The 19455-nt window shown below is 31.7% G+C and carries 19 protein-coding genes and 1 tRNA gene; 13 read left to right on the top strand and 7 right to left on the bottom strand.

The annotated features are described in order from the left end of the window. Positions 1–131 precede the first annotated feature (131 nt). The 5 genes from recJ (at position 132) to HAV12_RS02820 (ending at position 5776) form a co-directional block, all read left to right on the top strand. Positions 132–1835, top strand: coding sequence for a single-stranded-DNA-specific exonuclease RecJ (gene recJ / locus HAV12_RS02840; protein WP_171568380.1), 1704 nt, complete (start codon positions 132–134; stop codon positions 1833–1835). Further along, positions 1825–3105, top strand: coding sequence for an MFS transporter (locus HAV12_RS02835; protein ID WP_171568379.1), 1281 nt, complete (start codon positions 1825–1827; stop codon positions 3103–3105). Before recJ ends, HAV12_RS02835 begins: the two co-directional genes overlap by 11 nt. Further along, the gene (locus tag HAV12_RS02830; RefSeq protein ID WP_171568378.1) at positions 3105–4019 is read left to right on the top strand and encodes an alpha/beta hydrolase; all 915 of its coding nucleotides are present in this window, start codon (positions 3105–3107) and stop codon (positions 4017–4019) included. The genes HAV12_RS02835 and HAV12_RS02830 overlap by 1 nt, the downstream gene beginning before the upstream one ends. Before the next feature lie 105 nt (positions 4020–4124). Then, entirely contained in the window at positions 4125–4481 is a 357-nt protein-coding gene (locus tag HAV12_RS02825) for a hypothetical protein (RefSeq protein WP_171568377.1), read from the top strand. A gap of 83 nt (positions 4482–4564) precedes the next feature. Then, complete coding sequence (locus HAV12_RS02820; protein WP_171568376.1) at positions 4565–5776, top strand: cytochrome c3 family protein; 1212 nt, start codon at positions 4565–4567, stop codon at positions 5774–5776. Here HAV12_RS02820 and HAV12_RS02815 read toward each other — a convergent pair whose 3' ends face one another. The 3 genes from HAV12_RS02815 to HAV12_RS02805 form a co-directional block, all read right to left on the bottom strand. Beyond that, complete coding sequence (locus HAV12_RS02815) at positions 5777–6520, bottom strand: UDP-2,3-diacylglucosamine diphosphatase (RefSeq protein ID WP_171568375.1); 744 nt, start codon at positions 6518–6520, stop codon at positions 5777–5779. It abuts the gene before it with no gap. A gap of 70 nt (positions 6521–6590) precedes the next feature. Beyond that, positions 6591–7043, bottom strand: a complete 453-nt coding sequence (locus HAV12_RS02810) for a 6-carboxytetrahydropterin synthase (protein WP_132037325.1) — start codon at positions 7041–7043, stop codon at positions 6591–6593. Positions 7044–7265: 222 nt separating this feature from the next. Further along, a complete protein-coding gene (locus tag HAV12_RS02805; protein WP_171568374.1) occupies positions 7266–8030 on the bottom strand; it encodes an enoyl-CoA hydratase/isomerase family protein in 765 nt (254 codons plus the stop codon). A 106-nt stretch (positions 8031–8136) separates the two neighbouring features. Between HAV12_RS02805 and HAV12_RS02800 the strand changes: the two genes are divergently transcribed. The 7 genes from HAV12_RS02800 to HAV12_RS02770 all read left to right on the top strand — a co-directional run bounded on the left by HAV12_RS02800 (position 8137) and on the right by HAV12_RS02770 (position 14139). Next, a tRNA-Ala gene (locus tag HAV12_RS02800) sits at positions 8137–8210 on the top strand. Positions 8211–8299: 89 nt separating this feature from the next. Continuing rightward, positions 8300–9154: a hypothetical protein gene (locus HAV12_RS02795; protein WP_171568373.1), complete on the top strand. Its 855-nt coding sequence runs from the start codon at positions 8300–8302 to the stop codon at positions 9152–9154. A 125-nt stretch (positions 9155–9279) separates the two neighbouring features. Beyond that, entirely contained in the window at positions 9280–9573 is a 294-nt protein-coding gene (locus HAV12_RS02790; RefSeq protein ID WP_171568372.1) for a helix-turn-helix domain-containing protein, read from the top strand. After that, positions 9554–10828 (top strand): DUF3987 domain-containing protein, encoded by a 1275-nt coding sequence (locus tag HAV12_RS02785; RefSeq protein WP_171568371.1) that lies wholly within the window; start codon positions 9554–9556, stop codon positions 10826–10828. Before HAV12_RS02790 ends, HAV12_RS02785 begins: the two co-directional genes overlap by 20 nt. Positions 10829–10910: 82 nt before the next feature. After that, positions 10911–12125 (top strand): site-specific integrase, encoded by a 1215-nt coding sequence (locus HAV12_RS02780; RefSeq protein ID WP_171568370.1) that lies wholly within the window; start codon positions 10911–10913, stop codon positions 12123–12125. 111 nt (positions 12126–12236) lie between these two features. Beyond that, entirely contained in the window at positions 12237–13106 is an 870-nt protein-coding gene (locus tag HAV12_RS02775; RefSeq protein ID WP_171568369.1) for an AAA family ATPase, read from the top strand. Then, positions 13081–14139 (top strand): DUF3871 family protein, encoded by a 1059-nt coding sequence (locus tag HAV12_RS02770; protein WP_171568368.1) that lies wholly within the window; start codon positions 13081–13083, stop codon positions 14137–14139. The genes HAV12_RS02775 and HAV12_RS02770 overlap by 26 nt, the downstream gene beginning before the upstream one ends. Positions 14140–14199: 60 nt before the next feature. On the opposite strand, the gene HAV12_RS02765 is transcribed toward HAV12_RS02770, so the two are convergent. The 4 genes from HAV12_RS02765 to HAV12_RS02750 form a co-directional block, all read right to left on the bottom strand. After that, a complete protein-coding gene (locus HAV12_RS02765) occupies positions 14200–16146 on the bottom strand; it encodes a TIGR04086 family membrane protein (RefSeq protein ID WP_171568367.1) in 1947 nt (648 codons plus the stop codon). 22 nt (positions 16147–16168) lie between these two features. After that, positions 16169–16693, bottom strand: coding sequence for a hypothetical protein (locus HAV12_RS02760; RefSeq protein WP_171568366.1), 525 nt, complete (start codon positions 16691–16693; stop codon positions 16169–16171). 321 nt (positions 16694–17014) lie between these two features. Beyond that, entirely contained in the window at positions 17015–17377 is a 363-nt protein-coding gene (locus tag HAV12_RS23030) for an LA2681 family HEPN domain-containing protein (protein WP_171568365.1), read from the bottom strand. Beyond that, positions 17301–18530 (bottom strand): LA2681 family HEPN domain-containing protein, encoded by a 1230-nt coding sequence (locus tag HAV12_RS02750; protein WP_171568364.1) that lies wholly within the window; start codon positions 18528–18530, stop codon positions 17301–17303. Before HAV12_RS02750 ends, HAV12_RS23030 begins: the two co-directional genes overlap by 77 nt. A 488-nt stretch (positions 18531–19018) precedes the next feature. Here HAV12_RS02750 and HAV12_RS02745 point away from each other — a divergent pair, with 488 nt between their 5' ends. Next, positions 19019–19414, top strand: a complete 396-nt coding sequence (locus HAV12_RS02745; protein WP_171571621.1) for a hypothetical protein — start codon at positions 19019–19021, stop codon at positions 19412–19414. Positions 19415–19455 lie beyond the last annotated feature (41 nt).

The following is a 19455-nucleotide window of genomic DNA, read 5'->3' as shown; positions in this document are numbered from 1 at the left end:
TTGCCACAGATTAAAAGATTAGCACAGATTAAAAATTTATTTAATCATTTAATCTGTGGCAAAAAAATTATCTATTCGATTAAACGATTTCAAAAATCTGAAATCTGAAATCTAAAATCTACAATAAAAAAATGCGTTGGACATTAAAACCAAAACCTTCCGAAGATAAAGTCAAACATTTGGCTCAGGCCTTAAATGTAGAAGATTTTGTAGCAACGCTTTTGATTCAGCGTGGCATTGAAACTTTTGAGGATGCGAAGAATTTCTTTCGCCCCTCATTGGAACATCTGCATGATCCGTTCTTAATGAAAGATATGGATAAAGCAGTTGCCCGAATTGAATCGGCAATCGAAAATCAGGAAAACATATTGGTTTTCGGTGATTACGATGTCGACGGAACAACAGCTGTTTCGCTGGTTTCTTCTTATTTAAAATCACATTATCCGAATATTGCGACTTATATTCCGGATCGTTATGAAGAAGGTTACGGAATTTCTTTTAAAGGAATTGACTTCGCTGACGATAACGGTTTTTCGTTAATTATTGCACTCGATTGTGGTATAAAATCAATTGACCATATTGCTTACGCGAAAGAAAAAAACATCGACTTTATCATTTGCGATCACCACAGACCCGGAGAATTTCTTCCCGATGCTGTTGCGATTTTAGATCCGAAAAGAGAAGACTGCTCGTATCCGTATGACGAATTATGCGGTTGCGGAGTTGGTTTTAAACTGATTCAGGCTTTAGGAAAAAACAGAAATGAAACTACAGCAGATTTAGTTCCGTATCTTGATTTGGTCGCTACGGCAATTGCGGCAGATATTGTTCCGATTACAGGGGAAAACAGGGTTTTGGCGTATTTTGGATTAAAGGTCATCAACAGTGATCCGAGACCGGGAATTAAAGCTTTGGTACATCAGATAAAAAAGAAAGTTTTAGATATTAGCGATGTTGTTTTTATTATTTCACCTAGAATAAATGCAGCCGGAAGAATCAAACACGGGAATCATGCGGTTGAATTACTGACCGAATTTGATTTTGAGCAGGCACAGCAATTTGCATCAGAAATTGAGCAATACAATGCGGATCGTAAAGATTTAGACAAAAAAATCACTAAAGAAGCTTTTGAGCAAATTATAGCAAACAACGAAGAAGAAAGATATTCTACCGTTGTTTTTCAGGAAGACTGGCACAAAGGTGTGATCGGAATTGTAGCGTCAAGGTTAATCGAAACCTATTATCGCCCAACCTTGGTGTTTACCAAAAGCGGTGACAAATATGCCGCTTCTGCACGATCTGTAAAAGGTTTTGACGTTTACAATGCACTTGATGCCTGCGCCCATCATCTCGAGCAATTTGGAGGCCATATGTATGCAGCGGGAATGACCTTAAAAGCAGAAAACTATAACATCTTTAAAGATGCCTTTGAAAAACAGGTTTCGGCAACTATTTTACCGGAAATGCGAACTCCGGAAATTGAGATTGATGCCGAAATAGACTTCACGGACATTACGCCAAAACTGATCCGAATTTTAAAGCAATTCGAGCCTTTTGGCCCGCTGAATATGACGCCCGTTTTTATGACATCAGAGGTAACAGACACCGGTTACGCCAAAACTCTGGGAGCAGACGAAGAACATCTGAGACTGTTCGTCAAACAACCCGGAAGCACAGACGGAATTGCCGCCATTGGTTTTGGACTCGGAAAAAAAATAGACCTTACAAAAAATCAAAAGCCCTTTCAGCTCGCCTACTGTATTGCTGAAAATGAGTGGAACAATACCGTTTCTACTCAGCTTATGCTAAAAGACATCAGGACAAATGACAGATAAACTAAAAAAAGCCGATCCGTATCAGGCGCTTCGTTACAGAGAATTTAATGTGTTTTTGTTATTGCGTTTTGCCATGGTTTTTGCCTGGTCGATGCAATTTATTGTAATTGAATGGGAAGTGTACAGTTTAACCAAAAACCCGCTTTCTTTGGGAATTATTGGTTTGATGGAAGTTATTCCTGCCGTTTCGATGGCTTTGTTTGCGGGACACATTGTCGATCAGCGAGAGAAAAAAGGCTTACTGGTAAAATGTATTTTAGGATTTTCAGTAATTAGTTTTGGTTTATTTTTATTAACATGGCCCAAAATTGTTGGCGAATGGTCACCCACTGTTATTTTGTATTCTATTTACGCTTTGGTCTTTTTAGGCGGCTTGGTTCGCGCATTTCTTGGGCCGACTATCTTCTCGCTTTTATCCTTAATTGTTCCGAAGAAAGTATATCCGAATGCTGCTACCTGGAGCAGTTCGGTGTGGCAGATTGGTTCGGTTTTAGGACCTGCCGTAGCCGGTTTTTCGATTAACTGGATGGGGGTTCACTGGTCCATGTGTCTCGTGGTCGGGTTTTCTGTTTTTTCATTAATGGCTTTATCCCAAATCGAGAAAAAACCAATTATGAATCCAAAGATTGGGGAGCCGGTTATGGAAAGTTTAAAAGAAGGAATCAAATTTGTATTCAACAATAAGACGATTTTAGGCGTACTTTCCCTTGATATGGTTGCGGTTCTTTTTGGAGGAGCGGTAGCTTTATTACCCGTATTTGCACAGGATATTTTAAAAGTCGGGCCGGAAGGTTTCGGAGTATTAAGAGCTGCTCCGGCCATTGGTGCTTTTATTACCATGCTAATTTCTGCTTACGTTCCATTATACAAAAAGGCCGGAATGAAACTTTTGGTTGCCATTTTTATTTTTGGTTTGTGTATTATCGTATTCGGTATTTCTACTCTTTTCTGGCTTTCTGTCGTTGCTTTATTCCTGAGCGGAGTGGCCGATGGAATTTCAGTTGTAATCCGTCAGACCATTTTACAGCTTAAAACGCCCGATCACATGCGCGGAAGAGTTGCGGCTGTAAACTCCATGTTCGTTGGTTCGTCAAACGAATTAGGGGCTTTTGAAAGCGGTTTAACAGCCAAACTGATGGGAACTGTAACTTCTGTTGTTTTCGGAGGAAGTATGACCCTTTTAACGGTTCTTGGATTTGGAATAAAATCTCCCACTTTCAGAAACTTAGACCTTCGAAAAGATATGGAAGAACATCAAAACATGGAATAATGAAACATATCTTGTTGGCTTTCTGTTTTCTAATTTCCTGTTTTGTAAACGGGCAAAAGCTTTACATCAAAACATACGGTGATAAAACAAAGAAAGCCCTGATTTTTATTCATGGAGGTCCAAGTGGAAATGCAACTTTATTTGAAGCTACAACGGCTCAAAAACTGGCTAACTTAGGTTTTTATGTAATTGCTTATGACCGAAGAGGCGAAGGAAGATCTGCTGATCCTGATGCAAAATTTACTTACGAAGAAGCTTTTCAGGATTTAAATACTATCTACAAAAAATATAATTTTAAAAAAGCGGTGCTTCTTTCCCATAGTTTTGGCGGTTTGGTCGCGGCACTTTACACTGAAAAATATCCTCAGAATGTTAGTGCAATGGTATTGGCTGGTGCTCTGTTTTCGCAACAGGAAACTTACGATCATATTTTAAATTCTCTAAAAATAAGTCACAAAGGTGATTCTAAAACGCTTAATAAAATAGCTTACGTAGAAAAACTGGATAAAAATTCCGCAGGGTACCGAAAGCATTGTTTTGACCTGGCGGGTGATAATGATTATTTTAAAATGCCAAATCCAACTAAAGCATCTAAAAAATTATATGCCGATTACGGAGTGAGTATTTTTAACAAAACCAATATCCGAAATAAGAACGCTCCGTTGCTTTTTTATCAAAACGAAAAGCGCAGGAACATAGACACCAGGCTATCTTTAAAAAAGATAAAAGCCGAAGGCATTCCCATTTATGCTATTTACGGAAAAGAAGATGGTATTTTTTCCAGCTCCCAAATCAGTTCGATTAAAAATTTGGCGGGTAAAAATCATTTTGCTCTGTTAGATAATTGTTCGCATTATTTATTTGCAGATCAGCAGAAACAATTTCTATCTTATATAAAAAAATGGCTTCAATAAATTATACTTCAGTAAATTGTTAAATAAAATTTGTCTTATTTTATGATTTTTTTATTTAGAATTAATATAAATAATATTTATATTTGTTGAAATAAAAGATTTACGATGAGAGAAATTGAACAAATTTACCACAACAATTTTGGAATAGCTTTTTACTGGAAGAACGGAAAAGAAGTGATATCAGAGAAAATACAATTGGTTTTTAAAGAAACCGGTTTCTATTTTACAGTTGCAGAATTGAATCAGTTTTGTGATTTGATTGAGGACAGTCTCATTGAAAATGCGTGTTGTGAATCTTGCGAATTGAAAAACTCCTGCCATAAATTTTTGCTCAAAACACCCTGTGCACAAATTGATTTAGCGGTTTCAATGAAAGAATTAAAATCCATTAAAGATTTAGTTGAAGGTTCTTTATTCAAAATTGAACTGGAAGAATATGTTTACGGCGTTGGCCTAAACTAAGAAGCATTCTAAAGTATTTAACAGTTATTTTTCATTATAAAAATATATTTTAGATTTAAACTAAAAAAAGTATATTTACTTCAATGAAAAAAACAGGGTTTCTTTTTGCGATTGTTGTTTTGGCAGTTTTACTCACAAACTGCACCAACAAATCTGACGAATACATTGATCCGCGCGGAACCGACTATGCAGGTTCAGAAAGCTGCATTCAATGTCATCAGGCGCAATACGAATCTACTTTTCATACTTCACATTTCAAAGCTTCTGCTCCCGCAACCAAAGAAAATATTCTGGGTCACTTTAGCAATGGCAAAAATAATTTCGTTTATGACAAGAATACCAAACTTGTCATGGAAGAACGCAACGACAGTCTTTATCAGGTTTTATATAAAAATGGAAAAGAAGCAAAAGCGTATCCTTTTGAGATTCTTTTTGGAACTAAACATGCGCAGACAAGTGCTTACTGGAAAAATCATTTTACTTACGAATTACCCATCTCTTATTATAAATCTTTAAACAGCTGGGCGACAAGTCCCGGATATTCTGCTACAATTCCCAATTTTGAGAGAGAAATTGACAAGGAATGTTTTGCCTGCCACAGTTCTAATATCGCAAGCCGGTATATCACTACAAGTTCGGACAGCATTACTTTCATGACAATGGAAGTGGAAGAATTCATGAACAAAAAAACATTGCTATACGGAATAGATTGCGAACGCTGCCACGGCCCTGCCAAAAAACACGTTCAGACCCATTTAAAATTTCCGGATTTAAAAATCGCTAAGGACATTGTAGCTTTCAGGAATCTGAACAGGCAGCAAAAAATAGACGCCTGCGCTTTATGCCATTCGGGAAATGATAAAATGAAGCTAAAATCAAGATTTCAATTCAAGCCCGGAGAAAGCCTTACGGATTATTTCAGGGAGAGACCGGGTACACCGGACACCCTAAATTATGATGTGCATGGAAATCAGCTTGGTTTGCTTTCGCAGAGTAAATGTTTCAAAAAAAGTCCTACTATGGATTGCATGTCTTGTCATAATCCGCATCAGGATGCCTCGCAGAATCTTGCCTCTTATTCCAAAATTTGCATGAGCTGCCATCAGGAAACCAAACACAAAGCAGCAACTGTAAAAACACTTTCGAAAAAAATGCTGGCCAATAATTGTGTGGAATGCCATATGCCGAAGCAAGATTCTAAAGCTATTCATTTTCAGCAATCCAATAAGGCTCCGATTACCAGTTATTCTTTAAGAACACATAAAATCGGAATTTATCCGGCAGCCAAAAAATAATTATTTTTCGAATTTTTGCAGCTCAAAAGTTTCTCCGTCAAAAACACCATAAGTAAAATATCCGATCCAGTCACCCAGATTTACATAATTGGAATTTTCTCCAACCGGAATAATCATTGGCAAATGACGATGACCGAAAATAAAGTAATTATAATGTCTGGTTTCAAGTTTACGCTTGGCATACAAAACCAGCCATTCGTTTTCTTCCCCTAAAAATTTCACATCTTCATCACCCGAAATAAGTTTGTTTTTAACTGATAAATATTGAGCTAAACTTACTCCAACATCAGGATGTAACCAACGGAAAAGCCATTTGGAAAAAGGATTGGTAAACACTTTTTTCATTCGTTTATAACCTTTATCCCCGGGTCCCTTTCCGTCTCCGTGGCCAATTAAAAACGTTTTTCCATTAAAAGTGAATTCTTTATTGTCGTGGTAGACCGGAATATTCAGTTCCGTCTGAAAGTAATCATTCATCCACAAATCGTGATTTCCAACAAAAAAATAAATTGGAATTCCGCTATCCCGAATTTCAGCCAGTTTTCCCAAAACACGCACAAAACCTTTTGGCACCACCGTTTTATATTCAAACCAAAAGTCGAACAAATCCCCAAGAAGGAAGATCGCTTCGGCATCCTGTTTTACTTCATCTAACCACGCTACAAATTTTTGTTCGCGGGGAAGACTCAGCTCCGGAGTCGGAGCACCAAAATGCTGATCAGAAGCGAAATATACTTTCTTCATTAAGTTGTGAGTTATTAATTATGAGTTATGAGTTGCGAACGTTTGGAATTTGGAATTTTATTATTGGAATTTAAACATTATCACTCGCAAACCATTCGGCGAATGAAGATTCGGTTTCCTGAAGTTTAAGGGAAAAAAGTGAAATTCCGGCAGGCAGACGTGCAATGATTCTATCTGAAAAATCGACTACCATATTTTCGCTTGTCGGCTGATAATCCACTAGAATAACGTGATGACCTCGATTTTTCAATTCATTTGCCAATTCGATATGTGGTGTAGTTTCATTAAAAACAGTTGCATGATCAAACTGATCGACGATTTCTTCTTTTACAATTTTCTTTAGATCCGAAAAATCGATAACCATTCCGTATTTCACATTAGACCGGTCTGTGATTGGTGAACCAATAACTGTTACCGATAATTTATAACTGTGCCCGTGAACGTTTTTACATTTTCCGTCGTAACCGTACAAAGCGTGACCGGTTTCGAAACTAAATTGTTTTGTAATTCTGATATTACTCATCGATTTGAATTTTAGGTTGCAAATTTACAAATTAATAACCGTTTTTGGGTGTTTTTTTAGCTTTGTTCTATCTGCCACAGATTTCGCAGATCTAAATGATTAATCCTTACAATCCTGAAATCTGCGGCAAAATATTAAACGCACAAAAATATCGGTTTTTATGATGATCGCTTTGACAACTTTCCGAAACTGAAACTGAGACCGGGACTGACACTAAAACATTTACTTTTTAAACTGTGTCAAAGCTTTTCTGGTAAAATCAGACAAAACCAATTTTCCGGTAATGGCAGCACGTTCCACAAGTAATGTTTCCCAGTTTTCAGTTCCTTCCCAAATGATCTTTTTCATTTCGAATAAAGCCTGCGGATTATAGGAACTTAATTTTTGTGCAAAATCCTCCACAGCTGCATCAAGTTCATTAGCCTCATGAATCGCCGAAAAAAGCCCGTTTTGTAACGCCCATTCTGCCGATTTCCATTCGTGGGCAGCCAGTGTCATTTCGGCCATCGCCATTTTACCAATTTTACGCGAAACAGCCGGCTCAATTACAAAAGGTCCGATACCAATAGCCAGCTCAGAAAGTTTTACGGCACTCTCGGGGGTTGCCAAAGCATAATCGCAAGCGGCTATAATACCAACACCTCCACCAACGGCTTTTCCCTGGACACGGCCCATAATAATTTTCGAACATTTTCGCATCGCATTCAATAAATGAGCAAAACCAGAGAAAAATGCTTTGCCCTGCTCCTCATTTTCCACTGCAAGAAGTTCATCAAAAGAAGCACCTGAACAAAAAACCTTGCTTCCCTCGCTTTGCAGCACAATTAAAGAGACCGTCTCATTACTACTTAATACATTAATTTCGGAAGTAAGCCTGTCCAGCAGTTGTCTTGGAAAAGAATTACTGGCAGGATGACAAAATTGTACCGTTGCAACGGCATTTTGAATAGTAGTCTGCAAAGATCCGCTTTGATATTCTGAACTCATAAATATAAATTTGATTGTAAAGTTACGGTTTTGGTAATTATTTTCGTCCGAACCTGTTTTGAAATTTGCTTTTTGAAAAATAATTGACTTTATTTGCTCTCGCATTGGGGGATTAGCTCATTTGGCTAGAGTGCTTGCCTGGCAGGCAAGAGGTGACCGGTTCGAATCCGGTATTCTCCACGATTAAAATCAAGCACTTACATAACATTTGTAGGTGCTTTTCTTTTTTGACTGCAACTATACTGCAACATTTTGTAAATTTACACTCAATGAAGACAAATCTTATTCCATATTCATATCCTTTCCAAAAAGTGTCCGATTTCTTAGAAACTGATATAGATAAGAAACTGCAATACTTCTACAGTTCTTTTAAAAATGAGTTTTTTGCATTTAGAATTAAAGATATTAATGAAGATAAGAATGAAATTCAATTTTATAAAGATTGCTATAATGAAGGAGAAATAGAATACGACACTTATACATTTGAGAATGAGATTAAATTCCATTTTTCTAATTTAATCTATAAGTCCTTTGATGTCATTGCAGATGGAATAAATATTTGTTTCATTTCTAATCAATCTATCCCTAATTATTTAGACAAATTAGACAGGCAATATGATTTTTTATTGTCACACTCCAGAAATAAACAATTCCCATATCTAATTAAATATCTTAATCTCATTAAACAAGAACTAAATCATTACAAAGTTCTGGACAACATTAATGAATATAATCAAAATTTAAAAGACTCTCCCTTTAAACCACATGACAATATTAGAAGAGCTTTTTTCTCAAGCTTGTTTGCCATTTGCATATTTCATGAACTTATAGATGAAAGCTTTTCAAAAGAAGATTTTATTGATGTATTCACAAGTCAATCTACCTTAAAAAATATTGTCTTTACTTGCAATAATCAATTAGCAGTTTCTTTCTTTGAAGGAATCAAACCTCTTTTTGACAATATGAGCACTTCTTCAATTGCAAAAAGTAAAAGATTTTTCACCAAACAGAAAACTGTACTCAGCACTACTAATTACGAATCTTCAAAGAACAGGATTAAATTAAATTTTAAAATAATCGAACTAAATAAGGATTTAGAAGAATTAACATCTGACTATAAATAATCCTCACACTTTCTCTCACTACTCTCGTCACGCTTCTAGAGATCAGCATTTTATATTATCTAACATTGCAGCAGAAAATCAGATACCTGAATTTAATGCGCGCAGGGTATCATAATATTTAAATTATGAAAAATACAATGAAGGGACAAAATTTCCAAAGTGAGCAAAATCTGCAACAAAAGGAAATATTGAGTTTTAAAGAAGCATTAGTTTACTTAGATGTATCAGAAAGTTTACTGTATAAACTAACTTCGAATAGAGCTTTAACTTTTTACAAACCAAATGGTGGTAAACTATACTTTAGAAAATCTGATCTACATGATTGGATGACAAAGAATGAAATAAAGTCTATTCTCGTTTTAGAAGATGAAGTGAATAATTATTTAAAAGAGGGAAAAGATGGAAAGAAGATTAATTAACAAAGAGGTGTATAATAACCTACCAGAAGATTTAAAGTTAATAACTGAATCATTTGAAGGCAGAGAAAAAGATATTGTTTTGATGTCAAGCTTAGGAGTTTTAAGTGACTGCCTACCTAATATCAAAGGCTACTATGATGGGGATGATATATTTGCCAATTTATATGTTTTAATAATTGCACCACCTGCATCTGGTAAAGGTGTGATGAATTTTTCAAGAATTTTAATTGAACCCATTCATAATAAAATACTAGAAGATAGTAAAGCAGAATTGTTACTTTGTGAAAGTGAAAAAAAGAAAAGTAAAGACAGTAAAAATGACATTTGTCCAAACATCAAAATTAAGATCCTCCCTGCAAATGTAAGTACGGCAGAAATGTATTCTTTTCTTGGCAGTTCAGAGCATGGACTATTAATCATGGAATCTGAAGCCGACACTCTTTCTAATATGCTAAATAATGATTGGAGTAATTATTCAGACGTTTTAAGAAAAGCTTTTCACCATGAACCGATCTCTATAAGTAGAAAAATAGAAAAGGTCTTTGAAGAAATAAATCAGCCTAAATTATCAATGGTTATAAGTGGTACTCCTAATCAATTACAACCGTTAATGAAATCCAAAGATAATGGTCTTTTTTCAAGATTTCTGATTTACAGTTTTGATGAAATTGCCGAATTTAAAGATGTCTTTGCCATAAAATCAAAGGACAATAGAAAGGCATTTGAAAAATTATCTAAAGTAATATTTGATTTATATCGTCAATTAACAGAATTGGAAAATCCTATAGAATTTCAGTTCACTGACAATCAAATAAAAAGATTTACCAGGAGATTCAAATTCATAAGAGAAGACGTTATAGTAAATCATACGGCATCTTTCTTATCTAACCTAAACAGACATGGCTTAATAATGTTTAGAATTTGCATGATTCTAACTGCGTTAAGAAATAAAGATATAATAACATCAAATGAAGTTTTAGTTTGCAACAATAGAGATTTTTTAAATGCTTTATCACTAACAGCTACGCTTCTAAGACATTCTCAATTTACTTTTGACACAATAGAAACAGGGATCTTATCTGCTCAAGATGAAGAGATTTTAGACAGCTTAAATAGTCCTTTCACAAGACAAAATGCAATTGCTGTAGGGGAAAAAATGGGTATTCCTATAAGAACAATTGATGACAAATTAGTGCAATTTCAAAATAAGAGATTCACTAAAAAAATCAAAAAAGGACTCTACAGAAAGCTGTAATGTAAGTATGTAATTACTGCAATTAATGTAATACTGCCTCTCTTCTGGGGCAGTATATTTTCGGAATTTAAAATTTAAAAATATGACAAATACAACTGTAAAATTTGTACTTGATAGTAAACCTATGTCTAATGGTTACCACAGAGTATATCTAAGAATAATAAAAGACAGAAAAAAAAAGAACTTAAGTTTAGGATTAAAATGTTTAAAAGAACATTTTGAAAATGAGCAATTCAACAAAAAACATAAGGATTATAAAGTTGAAAATGACTTACTAACAAATTTTAAATCTAGAGCAAATCAAATTATTAGAGATTATCAACTAGATAATTCAAATTATACATTGGAAGATTTTGAAGTAAAATTTAGAGGAAAAAATAATATAGAAAAAAATGCAAATGTTATTGAATTCTTTAATGAAATTATTGATGAGATGAATAGATCAGGCAATATTAGTAATGCCAAAGCCTATCAAAGCACAAGAGATTCATTGATTAAATTTAAAGGAAAGAAAATCAAATTTAAAGAGATAACATCGGCTTTTTTAGAAAAATATGAAGTTTATCTAAGAGAAAATGGCAATCAAAATGGTGGTATTTCATTTAAAATGAGAGGACTTAAAGCTTTATTCAATAAAGCCAGGAGTAGACAGCTTATCACAAAAGAACCTTATCCTTTTGAAAATTATAAAGTTTCAAAACTTAAATCTAATGTAACCAAAAGAGCTTTAACAATAGACGAGTTTAAGAAAATCAGGGATGTAGATTTAAGTAAACATCAACATTTAATAGATGCCTACAACTATTTCATGTTCTCGATATATACTAGGGGAATGAATTTTAAAGATATGATGACTCTAAAATTCTCAGATATTCAAAATAATAGAATCCATTACACTAGATCAAAAACAAAAGGAAAGTTTAGTATAGAAATAATTGAAAATACACTTAAAATCTTAACATATTACAAAGAGCAAAATAGACCTACTAAATATGTATTTCCAATTTTATTACACGAAGATTTAACCCCAAAACAAATTGATTATAGAAAGCAAAGAGTTCTAAGAACTTATAATTCAAAATTAAAAGAAATTGCAAAATTAGTTGGTATAGATGCTAAACTAACTTCCTATGTTGCCAGACACAGTTTTGCTACGATCTTAAAAATGAAAGGAACTCCTATAGAAAAAATTTCGGAAATGATGGGTCATGCAGATGTAAGTGTTACAATGAATTATCTAAAGGAATTCTCAAATGAGGATTTAGATATGGAAAATAGAAAATTCATTGATTTATAATTATTAAATAAAATTCATTTTACTAAGGTTAATTTCATATTGAGATTAACCTTTTTTCATTTAAAAATTAAGCAGTTAAAGAAATTATTAACAACCAATAAATTTGAAAATATGCAATTAAGACAATCAGAAAGGAAGAAAGCTAAAATAAAAATGGCTCTTCAAGGTTCATCAGGAAGTGGTAAAACTTATTCAAGTCTATTACTTTCACAAGGATTAACTAATGGTGATTTTAGTAAAGTAGCAGTGATTGACAGTGAAAATGGAAGTGCAGATTTATATGCTCATTTAGGACAATATAATGTGCTTTCATTAAAACCACCATTTACACCAGAAAATTACATCAAAGCAATTGAGGTGTGTGAAAAAGCAGGAATGGAGGTTATAATTATTGATTCTATTTCTCAATCATGGGAAGAACTATTAGATTATCATAGCTCATTAGCAGGTAACTCTTTTACCAATTGGGCAAAAGTAACACCAAGACAAAATGCTTTCATTGATAAAATTTTGCAGGCAGATGCTCATATTATAGCTACTATGAGAACAAAACAAGATTATGTTTTGAATCAAAAAGACGGGAAATTTATTCCTGAAAAAGTTGGATTAAAAGCCATTCAAAGAAATGATTTAGATTATGAATTTACTTTAGTCTTTGAAATCGACATCAAGCATTTTGCCGTGTCAAGTAAGGATCGAACTGGCTTGTTTATGGGGAAGCCTGAATTTGTAATAAATTCTTACACCGGAAAAAAGATCTTGGAATGGTGCAATAGTGGAACTAATTTGCAAGATGCAAGACAAAAGATCAAAACTACAAAGACAGTTGAGGAATTAAAAATTCTTTACAATCAATATAGCAATTGGAGAGAATTATTGGAATATGATTTCAAACTTCAGAACGATACTATTAACTCAAAAGAATTATTATTAACCCCTAAAACATTTAGTCCTAATGGAAGCACTACTCACCACAATTGAGCAGAAAAAGAACCAGGAAACATATAAATTAACACCTGTAAGGCATGATAGTATATATACAATTCCTGGTACGACTCAATCTGAAAGAAATATTATCCCAATTGTCACACAATTTCCTAACAAACCTTTTATTGAGGCTAATACTACAGAAATCAATCTGGATCACTTAAAGAATAACTGTGTTATACCTGTATTTTCAAAAGATAATGAAAGAACAATTGCACATCAGGAATTTATAGAGATTGCTCAGGAATCTCTTTCAAGAGTGTTTTTAAACACCAATTTTGACAAACCAGAAATTAGAGTAAGCCATCAAATTAAAGGTAGAACACCAGGAGCAATTCATAAAAATGTCAATGATTTATTGGAACACGAAAAAACTCAATATTTTGAAAGAATGGCTTTCATTATTAGAGTTCCTGGTATTGTAGACACTATTAATGGTAATGAAATTGCTCTTACAATTGGAGGAGTAAGAAGTTATAATCTAGAGAATCTATACAGTAAAAAGACATTTGAAAAATTCAAATTTTTCATTGGGTTTCAAAATAAAGTTTGTTGTAACTTATGTGTTTGGAGTGATGGTTTTGTAGATGACATGAAAGTTGATTCATATCAAGAACTTCAAAGCAAGATTTTATCTGTTATAAAACATTACAATGCTGAAAAACATTTATTAGGAATGAAAGAGTTATCTCAACACTCTTTGACAGAAAATCAATTTGCTCAGTTAATTGGTAGAACAAAATTATATCAACATTTGCCAAAAAATGACAAATCGGTTATTCCATGTTTGAACTTTACAGATAGTCATATTAATACCATTGCCAAAGATTATTATGAGGATGCAAGTTTTAGCAGAAATCAGCAAGGGGATATAAACTTATGGGATGTGTATAATCTCTTTACACAAGCCAACAAAAGTAGTTACATTGATACTTTTCTTGATAGGAATGTGAATGCATTTGATTTTACTCAAGGTATTCAAAAAACACTAATTGGTAATGGAGATTATCATTGGTTTTTGAGTTGAGAAGAACCCAATCTTTTTAATTAAAGGTTGGGTTTAATTAATTAAAAAGTAGTGAATTTTTTAATTGTTTCTTTTCTTCAAAATAGAATCAACTTTTATGAGAGCTATTGAATCTAATTCTTTATTAATTTTCTTACTGAATTTTACTTCCTTTTTTTCAAAACTTGCGAGAGAATTATAACCAACGAAAGCTATCAAAAATAAAACTATGGCATAAATGATTCCGCCAACATTGTTTTTAAATCCTCTTGTAGCAAACAGCACCAGCGCTACAAAAATACCTAATGCAGAAGCTAATGAGAGCATAAATAACAATGCTTGCCAAACATTGTCTACAAATTTAAAGGAAGGAATTGAAGCCAAAACAAAGGTTATTATAGCAGTAAAAATACTGATGATCTCAATAGACTTAAAATCTTTCTTATCTAATTCATTATTTAAACTCTCTATTTTTTCAATTTCTTTTTTAAAATATTTTCCTGTATTTATATACAGATTTATTTTGTCAAAGTCATTTTTTATCTCATTAAAATCTTTCTCCATTTTTTCAATTGAAGGAGGCAAAACGAAGGAGGATGCATAAAAAATATTATTCAATCCATCTAATTCACTAGTTGGCACCAAACATTCATTAAAAGGTAGTATAAAAACATAATTGTGATTAGATTTTGACCATTCTTTTTTATCAAAATATGACTCAACTTCAGATTTGCAATGATTTTCAATTATACTTTCATACTTTTCAATGTATTTTACTTTTTCATCATCATTAATCTTTGTTAGTAAATATTTTGTTACAAATTCTAAATACTTAAACTGCAAAAAGAAATTATTAACATTTCCTTTTACACCCTCATTTATTTTAGAGTATTCATCCTTAACATTTTCAAAATCATCATGGTTAATAAGAAATAATGAAAAACAATTATTTAATGAATAATTATATGAAACACTAGAAGCATATTTATCATACTTATTAATTGATAGTTCAATTTTTTTTTCTAGATATTTTTTTATCTCATTTAATTTTGAATAATTAGGTTTAACGTCTTTGTAATACTTTATTAGCTGGTGTATTTCTAAAGTTTTAAGTCTATCAAAATTTTCTTCACCTTTGTAATCTTTTATCCTTGATTGTAAAATATATTTCCAATCTCTAGATATTAATTCATACTGAGTTTCGATAATGTCAGCCCATTCTTTTAGTTTAGCATTATTATCATCTTTAAAATCTTCTATTTTTTTTATTATTCCATCTTCTTCATATAATATTGAAGTTGGATTTTCATTAAACTTTCTTGATTTCCATTTATGTTTTAAAAAACTAATTTTTGTAAATACATTTTTTGTAATTGCCGAATATTCTTGCAAATCAAGATTTTTAATTCTTTTTTCAACATCAAATAAACTAGAAATGTAATTATTTTCATTTGACGGAAAATGATCAATTCTAGATAAAGTTATCAAATAGAAAAAATAATCAGTCACACTATCTATTTTACTAGACAGGTTACTTTCTCTTATTATTTTTTCAATCTGATTATTATGTGAAAATAAAAAATCTAATCTATCATTAGAATAAACATTAGAAATATCTCTAATAAAAATTATATATCCCTCAATTGACATATTAACACTAGAAGAAAACTCAAATATTTTAACTTGTAAATTAGTTGGTAGTGAGTTGGTTTTATTTGGGAAATCTTTTACAGTGTTTTCAATTGCTTCTAAACTTTCAATAATATTAACAATAGAAATGTATTCTCCTGAAAGTAATGAGAAAGCAAGTTGTTTTATAATGTCAATTACAGATATATCAACACTTTGTATAAACAGTTCTTCTTCTATTTCGGTTAATGGAATTTCTATAACCGGTGTAGTTTCTAAAGTTGATAAAGTTTCTGAATTTGTAGTAGCTACTTGATAATTACTAAATTTTGTTTCCAACTCAGTTATTCTCTCCTCAAAAACACTAATTTTAGAAATTATTTTATCTATAAAACTCATTCTCCTTTGTATAAATAATTAATTATAAACTGAAGAACTTTTGTTCCAATTTAATCATTTGAGCAGGAATAAGTTCACTATAAGAACCATTTCTTTGAGCCTTGTTAAAATAAAACTGCCAAGAATACCATCTATGACTTAGTTCAACAAGCTCAAAAGGTGTCATTAAAATTAATTTTGAATTTGCTTCTTTTAGCTTTTGTATCGCTACATTTATTTGATTTTTAATTTCTCCTTCTGGAAATATTAAAGTAAGATCAATATTTGAACTTGAATTATTAATTGTTAAATTATGAAATTCTTTTCTTCTAATTGAATCATAAATTTCACTTTCAACATGTCCATACGGCATAGCATAAAATGTATTAAATGGTCCATCAAGCAATGTATCTATCCCTGTTTCCTCTGCACTTATAGCAGAGCCAAAAAACAATAATTTTAATACTTTTAGAGTACTTAAGTCATTGTTCCCATTATTGCCAGCAATCTCATAATACCATTCCAGCAATTTAACTACATAATATTCAAATGCTTGATTCTTGTCCATAATTACATATAAAAGTTAGCAAATGTAATTCTTTTACATAGTAAATATAATTATTATTTTCAATTTAATGACAATACTACCTATTAATAACTCATTAGATGATAACCAAAAATAATATTCTGTGGTAGAATAAAAAAACAAACCAAACAATCTCACTCAACTTATGTTAATATAAATCAGTTTTTTGACTTTATTTTAATCTAAAGAACTCTCTTATTAATGATTAGATGTATTTATAGATAGCTCTAATATTTCATTAAAAAATTAATATACAACTCTGAACTTCTTGGATTATCAACATGTAAAAATCTACAATTTCTACTAATGTTTAAAATTGTCATCTAATGAATTTAAATTTATTGTATTCATATTTTCTGGTTTTGCTTTTTTATTTTCTTCCATACTAATCATTAAAGAGGTATAGATTATAGATGCCCTTATAGTTTTCATTAGTTTAAAAGTTTTATTTACAAACACACTCCTTTGTATGTTATAAGTAAAACCGTCTTCTGAAATTCCAGATGTTCCAAATTCAATTAATTTGAATGATTTATGTTCGATAAAGTTTCTTATTGTGGATAATTCCTTTGCCTCAGGCTCTAATAAATTATAAAGATTCTTTTTCTGAAAAATCTTTTGACAGCCAATATAAGCCTCTAAATCCCCAATTTTGAGTACCTTCAATTATGGGATTTAATTTATTTTTATCCAACCATATCTTTTTGAATGAGATATCATAAGGTTTGAGCTGCAATTTGAAATAGGAATTAATCAAATATGCAATTTTGTCTAAAATAGAATAGAATAATTTAAACGCTATTTTTGTTTTCTCAATATTGAATGAATAAGCTGCATAATCAAGAGTATCTATAATAACGTTTCCATTATCTGAGTAATGCAAATTTTTATCCGTAATGGATTCGTAAAACAGGTATCTTGCAGAACAAAACTCTTGTTTCATTTGATTGTAGAATGAATGATAATTATAGATATTATTATCCTCCTTTTTTACCATAATTGTGGGGAGACATAGAATATCTTGTGCAACAATAGATTCTTTGTAAATGTCATTTAGAGGATTAATGAATAAAGAATTTTCAATACACCATTTTCTGTATTTTATTTCTTCATCTGTATTACCCAAAGAATAATTTTTAAAATTATTTGATGTATTTAGGAAATCAATATTTACTTTTTCTTTAATGACTGAAACAATATTTTTGAATGAAGCTTTTGCTTCGGGATATACATCATCACATAGGATAGCTTTTTCCAATTTTAAATACGATTCTTTTAAAAAATAAGCCTTATGTCCATCATCATGCAAAATCTGAGCATAGTGAAAAAGTCCAAAGCCAAGATTACCTATAGCCATCGAGAAATTCGCATCTAAATGCAGAGCTTTATTCCACAGTTCTATTGCTTCAGAATACCTGCCTAAATGACTTAGGTCATTTCCTAAATTCGTAAGTATTTCACACTTTCTTTTTAAATCACTAGAGTTTTCCGAAAGTAAAAGTGCTTTTCGGCAATTTAAAATTTCTTGTGTTAATTCTGGATTCTCAAATTCCAAAGTATTTGAAGGATTCAACACTTGATTCATAATTTTTTTATATGACCATGCATTTGAGAGGTTATAAAAGAATGTCATTTCATAATCATCACTAAAGCCCTGTAAATCAATACGTGATGATATTTCTATGCCTCTTTCTAAACTACCAATACAATTTAATTCTCTCGAGAATTCAAATATTGTTCCTAGTATTAAATTTATATCCTTAGGAGTTTTATTTCCAAAATCCTCTATTGCCAAATATTCATTTAAAGTTTCTCTCATAGTAAAAGCAAGATATAATTTTTTTTTATAAAAAATTCAAGAGCTCAAATCACCCTATACAATGTCCCGACCCTCACTTATTTAAGAAACAGCCCCGCCCAATAATTTACAAAGCCATTTTATTTGCACCAAGAATAAATATCTCTCTGAAATTTTACCAAGTTAACTTTCAAATCAAAAATTACTAAATATTTTAGTTAGAAATTGTATAACATTTTGAAATCAATAATTTTCACAAAAAGCTTATCATCTCTATTGCTACAATTGTTTGTTTAACTCATTCTATTTAATTCATATTCTGGAATTGGTTAATTCAAAAATACTTCACAAAAACAAACTACCCTAAAAACCCCCACTCATTTGGAGCAATGATAATCATTGTGCTAAAATGAATTTAGAAAGTTTGCCCAAAATTCAAGGTGATAGTTGAAATTTTCAGGCATCTTAAAAAAGTTTTATTAGCAAAACTCAATTCAAAAACTCAAAAAATGGTAACAATTATTAATTTTAAAGAAAGACAAACAGAAGAAGGGAAAGTATTTTTTGTTCTAGAAGCTCAAGGTGGAATTGAAATGATTCAAAGTAAAGTAACCGGTAATTTCTATGCCACAGCAAAAAAAGCATTTATTCCTGCAACCTTTGATGAAGTTACTTGCAAAGCTCTTATTGGAACTCAAATGCCGGGACAAATCATAAAAGAACAATGTGATCCTTATGAATACATAAACAAAGAATCAGGAGAAGTCATCATGATGTATCATAGATATGTATATGCACAAGAAGAACTGGAGGTAAAAAGAGCACAAGAACCCTTTCATGACAATTTCAAACCTAATCAAGATGTATTTTCAAAAAACGGAAAACTTGAATTAGAACATGCTTAACAATTTTAGAATTAATCTGCTTTACATTGAATTGATTTTCA

It is taken from the genome of Flavobacterium sp. CLA17 (genome assembly GCF_013112255.2).
Taxonomy (GTDB): Bacteria; Bacteroidota; Bacteroidia; order Flavobacteriales; family Flavobacteriaceae; genus Flavobacterium; species Flavobacterium circumlabens.
This window is presented reverse-complemented; position numbering and strand designations above follow the sequence as displayed.